Raw genomic sequence first — 5764 nt, 5'->3', positions numbered from 1 at the left:
CGATCCAGACCGCGGCCGAGGGGTCTTTCTCGCTCGGCTTGAGCACGACCGTGTTGCCGCACGCGATCGCCGAGGCGACCATCCACAGCGGCACCATCACGGGGAAGTTGAACGGGGTGATCGCAGCGACGACGCCGACCGGCTGCTTGACCGAGTGCACGTCGACCCCGCGAGAGACCTGTTCGCTGCGCTCGCCCTTGAGCAGGTGCACGAGGCCTGCGGCGAATTCGACGTTCTCGATGCCGCGCGAGACCTCGCCCGCGGCATCCGAGAGCACCTTGCCGTGCTCCGAGGTGACAATCGCGGCGAGCTCGGGCGTGCGCTCCTTGAGCAGCTGGCGCAGACGGAAGAACACGTCGGCGCGCTTGATGAGGCTCGTCTCGCGCCAGGCGGGCAGAGCGGATGCCGCGGCGGCGATCGCCTGGTCGACCTCGGCGGTCGACGCGAAGGCGACCTGCTTCGTGACCTGACCCGTGGCCGGGTCGAAGACCTGACCCGTGCGTGCCGCGTCGGCGGTCTCTGCTCCATTGATGAGGTGACGGACGATGTCCACGGGTCTCCTTCGTGCTGTCGATGCTGCACCGAACACTCTGACCGGGGTTCGATACGCTGGCTTTCTCCAATGATCACAGAGCGCAGGGAGCTGATCCGGTGTCAGACCGTAGCGATGTCGTGCGGAATCGGACAGATCGTCCGGCGGGTGGGGTGTTCGTCAGCGTCGCCGATGTGCTGGCCGAGGCCGCAGTGCAGCAGGGTGATCCTGACGTGCTCGTCGGCGGGGCGGCGCTCGATGCCGCGGTGCGCTGGGTACATGTCTCCGACAGCGTGGGCGTCGCGCGGCTGCTCGACGGCGGCGAGCTGCTGCTGACCACCGGGGCCGGGTGGCCCGACGGTGACGCGGATCTGCGGTCCTTCGCATCCAGCCTGCACCGGGCAGGCATCGCCGGGATCGTGTTCGAGCTCGGCACGGCCAGGGCCGAGGTGCCCCAGCCGGTCATCGACGTCTGCGCGACCGTGGGTCTCGCCCTCATCGCCCTCACCCGCGAGGTCAAGTTCGTCGCCGTGACCGAGGCCGTGCATCACGCGCTGATCGCCGCCCAGACCCAGGCGCTGCACGAGCGGCAGCGGCTGCACGAGCTCTTCACCGCCCTGAGCCTGCAGGGTGCTCCTGCCGATGTCGTGGTGTCCGAGACCGCTCGTGCGCTCGGCGCCCCGGTGGTTCTCGAGAACCTCGCGCGCGAGGTGATCGCGACCGAAGCGCTGGGGATGCCGGTGGCCGAGGTTCTGGGCGCCCGCCGCGACGCCGAACAGGTGGCCGTGCAGGCGAGGGGCGTGCGCTGGGGAACACTGCTCGCTCTGCCGGGGCCGGTGCATCCTGCAGGGCGACACACGGTGCTCGAGCAGGGGGCGACAGCGCTGGCGTTCGGATGCATCGCCGACGGCGGGGACGCCGAGTGGTCGCTGCTCGCGCAGCGCGGTGTGATCGATGATCTGCTGGGTGCGCGCTTCGCCAGAGCAGACGACATCGATGCGCGGCTGCGCGCCGGGGGCTTCGCGCTGGCCGACCGTCGGTGCCACGGGATCGTCGCGCGCGGATCGGCATCGATCAGCGAGCTCGCCTACCGCGCGCGGCAGGCCGGCTTCGCGGTCGTGGCCGCTCGTGTGGGCGACGACGACGTCGCGCTGCTGTCACTGCCGGCATCCGCGATCCTCTCCGACGAGGTCGTGCTGCGCATCGCCGGCCCCGACCGGGCGGTCTTCGTGGGGCCTGCCGCTGACGACGTGATCGGTCTGCTCGGCTCACTGCGCGCGGCGCGGGATCTGGCCGACAGCGACCGCGCTGAGGCCGGCGCCCGAGTGCGCCGCGTCGACGATCGCCCGCTCGAGCGGCTCGTCGCCACGCTGCGAGACGACCACCGTCTGCACGAGCACAGCGAACGGATGCTGGCGCCACTCATCCGCCACGATCAGGAGCGCCGCGGTGACCTGCTCGATGTGCTCGCGGCCCTCGTCGCGCACCCCGGCAACCGTTCGGCCGCAGCGGCGGCCAGCCACCTGTCGCGGTCGGTGTTCTACCAGCGGCTCACGCTCATCGGGGACCTGCTGGGTGCCGACCTCGACGACGGCGAGACGATCGCGGCGCTCCACCTCGCACTCCTCGCGAGGCGGCGCACCGCGGCATCCGTCTGAGTCCGAGCACCAGAGTCAGAGCACCAGAGTCAGAGCGCCGGGTCAGAGCACCGACTGGGCGTCGGTGAGGACGCTGCGCAGGATCTGCCCGATCTCACGGAACTCGGCAGGGCCCACCGTGAGCGGCGGCGCGAGCTGGATCACGGGGTCGCCGCGGTCGTCCGCCCGGCAGTAGAGCCCGGCCTCGAACAGCGCGGGGGAGAGGAAGCCGCGCAGCAGCCGCTCGGACTCGTCGTCGTCGAACGTCTCGCGCGTCGCCTTGTCTTTGACGAGCTCGATGCCGAAGAAGTACCCGTCGCCTCGCACGTCTCCGACGATGGGCAGGTCGAGCAGGGTCTCGAGCTCGGCTCGGAACAGCGGCGAGTTCTCGCGCACGTGCTCGTTGAGGCCTTCCTCATCGAAGATGGCGAGGTTCTCGAGCGCCACGGCCGCCGAGACGGGGTGGCCGCCGAATGTGTAGCCGTGCGGGAACGAGACGTCGCCCTTCGAGAACGGCTCGTAGATCCGGTCGCTGATGACCGTGGCGCCGATCGGCGAATAGCCGCTCGTCATGCCCTTGGCGCAGGTGATCATGTCGGGCACGTAGCCGAGTCCTGTGCAGGCGAACGTGTGACCCAGGCGACCGAACGCGCAGATGACCTCGTCTGACACGAGGAGCACGTCGTGGCGGTCGCAGATCTCGCGCACCCTGGCGAAGTAGCCGGGAGGGGGCGGGAAGCATCCGCCCGAGTTCTGCACCGGCTCGAGGAAGACGGCGGCGACCGTGTCAGCGCCCTCGAACAGGATCATCTCTTCGATGCGGTCGGCGGCCCACCGACCGAAGGCCTCGAGATCGTCGCTCGGACCGCCCATCTCGGCCGCGCGATAGAAGTTCGTGTTCGGCACGCGGAAGCCGCCGGGGGTGACCGGTTCGAACATCGACTTCATCGCCGGGATGCCGGTGATGGCGAGGGCGCCCTGAGGGGTGCCGTGGTAGGCGACCGAGCGCGAGATCACCTTGTGCTTGGTGGGCTTGCCCATCAGCTTCCAGTAGTGCTTCGCGAGCTTGAACGCGGTCTCGACCGCCTCGCCACCGCCCGTCGAGAAGAACACGCGGTTGAGGTCGCCGGGCGCCTCGGCCGCGAGCCGGTCGGCGAGCTCGATCGCTGCGGGGTGCGCATACGACCAGAGGGGGAAGAACGACAGCTCAGAGGCCTGCTTCGCTGCGGCCTCGGCGAGGCGGCGTCGCCCGTGCCCGGCATTCACGACGAAGAGCCCTGCGAGACCGTCGAAGTACTCCTTGCCCTTCGAGTCCCAGATGCGGTGACCCTCGCCCTTGACGATGATCGGGACGCCGCTCTTCTCCATCGTGGACTGGCGCGTGAAGTGCATCCACAGGTGGTCCTTGGCCATCGCCTGGAGTTCGGCCTCAGACGGTGTCGTGCGGTGCGTGCTCATCTGGTCCCCCAGTTGTAGAGCTGCTTCTGCAGCTTGGCGTAGATGAAGGTCTCGGTCGACAGCACCCCGTCGATCGGGCGGATGCTGTCGTTGATCAGTGCGAGCAGGTCTTCGTCGTCTTCGCAGACGACCTCGGCGAGGATGTCGAAGGATCCGACCGTGATCACGACGTAGTCGATCGCGGGGATCTCGGCGATGGCCTCGGCGACCACCCGGGTGTCACCCGAGACGCGGATGCCGATCATGGCCTGCCGCGGGAAGCCCAGCTGCATCGGATCGGTGACCGCGACGATCTGCATCACACCGGACTCGGTGAGGCGCTGCACGCGCTGGCGCACGGCGGCCTCGCTGAGACCGACCTCGCGCCCGATGTCGGAGTACGAGCGTCGGCCGTCCTCCTGGAGCAGCTCGATGATCGTCTTCGCGACATCATCCAACGGGGGGTGCTTCTTCGACGACGGCATGATGCGATCCTCGCACCGGAACGGCCATCCTTCAACCGATTCCGCAGGGTCGGCGTGGCGTCAGGCGCGAAACCGCAGAATATTGGCCCTCAGGAGTCGAGTGGCCCGAGCCACGCGCTCGCCGCGGTGGCGTGCGCCGATTCGGGGTCGGAGGGGTGGAACGCGCCCGCGAGCACGTCGCGATAGAGCCGGGAGAGCTCGTTCGACGAGAAGTACGAGCCTCCGCCGGCCACGAGCATCGCCTGATCGACGACGTGCTTCGACATCGTGATGGCTCGGTGCTTGACGCCCGACAGCAGAGTGAACCAGCGGGCGCCGTTGTCGACGCGCTCGTCGACGTCTCGGGCGAGCGCGGCGATCTGCGGGGGCAGCGCGTCGTAGGCGAGGCCCATGTCGGCGATGCGCCAGCGGATGTCGGGGTCCTGGCTGTAGGCGGCGCCCGTCTTCTTCGACCGGCGCTTCTGGGCGGTGAGCACCGCCAGGTCGAGGGCGCGCCGCGCGATGCCGGTGTAGACCGAGGCGAGCAGGATCTCGAACACCGAGAAGATCCCGAAGACGATGGGGTCGGGGTTGGGGCCCGGATCGATGCGGCGCACCACGTGCGCGGCATCTGCTCTGGCACCGTTCAACCGCGTCGTGCGGCTCTGCGTGCCCCGCATGCCGAGGGTGTCCCAGTCGTCGCCGGTCGTGACCGCGTCGGTGCGCTCGACGAAGGCGAAGACGAGCTTCGGGGCATCATCGCTCGTCGTGTCGAGGCCGTGCAGCCCGAGCTTCGTCCACACTGGGGCGAGAGAGGTGAAGATCTTGGTGCCGGTGAAGGCGTAGCCGCCGTCGGCGGTGGGCGCGGCATCCGTATCGCTGCCGAACAGCACGAGGTCGTTGCCGCCCTCGCTGATGCCGAAGGCGAAGACCTCGCCGGCGACGGCGCCGTCCTGCACGAACTCGAGTCCAGCGACGCCGCGGTCGGAGAAGACCTTGGCGACGCCGGTCCAGACGAGGTGCATGTTGATCGCGAGGGCCGTGGCCGGGGCGGCCGTCGCGAGGCGCTGCTGCAGGATCGCGGCTTCAGCGAGCCCGAGACCCGCACCCCCGCGCTCGGTCGGCACGAGGATCGAGAGGTATCCCGCATCGCGCAGCTCGTCGAGGTCCTGCTCGGGGAACGTGTTGTCGCGGTCGTGGATCGGAGCACGCTCGCGGATGCGCTCGATCAGGTCGTCGGGAAGATATGCGGTCGGGTCGAACGTGCTCACGCGAGTGCCTCCGTCAGCTGTCGGATCGTCTCTTCCGGCCTGTCGCGGTGCAGCGAATGGCCCGCGCCCTCGACGACCGACATCGTGATGAGCGGGTTCGAGGCGAGCACCGAGGCTGCGACATCGCCGGTGAAGATGCTGTAGACCGCCGGGTCGGACCCGATCACATGCGTGGGAACGGCAAGGCGGGCCGCCTGCGCCGTGACGTCCCACGGGGTGTTCTGCGCACTCGTCTGCTCGACCGCCCAGGCGCTCGTGCGGTGCACCGCATCGACCTTCAGCTCCCAGTCCTGCGGATGCCAGTGCGGATGCTCCTGCTGCACGAGCTCGACCCTGTTGTCGGCGAACGCCCGTTCCTGGCTGCGGCGTACGATCGCGGCGTCACGGCCGCCGACGAGGAGCGCCGGGTCGAGCAGCACGAGG

The 5764-nt window shown here is 69.3% G+C and carries 6 protein-coding genes; 1 reads left to right on the top strand and 5 read right to left on the bottom strand.

All coding sequences use genetic code 11. The features are described 5' to 3' along the window. Window positions 1-553, bottom strand: a 553-nt coding sequence (locus J7E68_RS08975) for an aldehyde dehydrogenase family protein (RefSeq protein WP_215171851.1), incomplete at its 3' end; no start/stop codon positions are given. A gap of 152 nt (window positions 554-705) precedes the next feature. Here J7E68_RS08975 and J7E68_RS08970 point away from each other — a divergent pair. Continuing rightward, entirely contained in the window at window positions 706-2190 is a 1485-nt protein-coding gene (locus J7E68_RS08970) for a PucR family transcriptional regulator ligand-binding domain-containing protein (RefSeq protein ID WP_311416787.1), read from the top strand. Window positions 2191-2232: 42 nt separating this feature from the next. On the opposite strand, the gene J7E68_RS08965 is transcribed toward J7E68_RS08970, so the two are convergent. From J7E68_RS08965 to J7E68_RS19715, 4 genes are all read right to left on the bottom strand, one after another. After that, the gene (locus J7E68_RS08965) at window positions 2233-3627 is read right to left on the bottom strand and encodes an aspartate aminotransferase family protein (protein ID WP_215171847.1); all 1395 of its coding nucleotides are present in this window, start codon (window positions 3625-3627) and stop codon (window positions 2233-2235) included. Then, on the bottom strand, window positions 3624-4091 hold the full coding sequence (locus tag J7E68_RS08960; RefSeq protein WP_215171845.1) for an Lrp/AsnC family transcriptional regulator: 468 nt from the start codon (window positions 4089-4091) through the stop codon (window positions 3624-3626). Before J7E68_RS08960 ends, J7E68_RS08965 begins: the two co-directional genes overlap by 4 nt. 89 nt (window positions 4092-4180) lie before the next feature. Continuing rightward, complete coding sequence (locus tag J7E68_RS08955) at window positions 4181-5341, bottom strand: acyl-CoA dehydrogenase family protein (RefSeq protein ID WP_215171843.1); 1161 nt, start codon at window positions 5339-5341, stop codon at window positions 4181-4183. Then, on the bottom strand, window positions 5338-5764 hold a 427-nt coding region (locus tag J7E68_RS19715; protein ID WP_251048808.1), incomplete at its 5' end, for an alpha/beta fold hydrolase. The genes J7E68_RS19715 and J7E68_RS08955, both read right to left, overlap by 4 nt.

This window comes from Microbacterium sp. ISL-103, from assembly GCF_018613995.1.
In the GTDB taxonomy this organism is placed as follows: domain Bacteria; phylum Actinomycetota; class Actinomycetes; order Actinomycetales; family Microbacteriaceae; genus Microbacterium.
The sequence above is the reverse complement of the archived record's forward strand: the minus strand, read 5'-3'. Positions and strand labels throughout refer to the sequence as shown.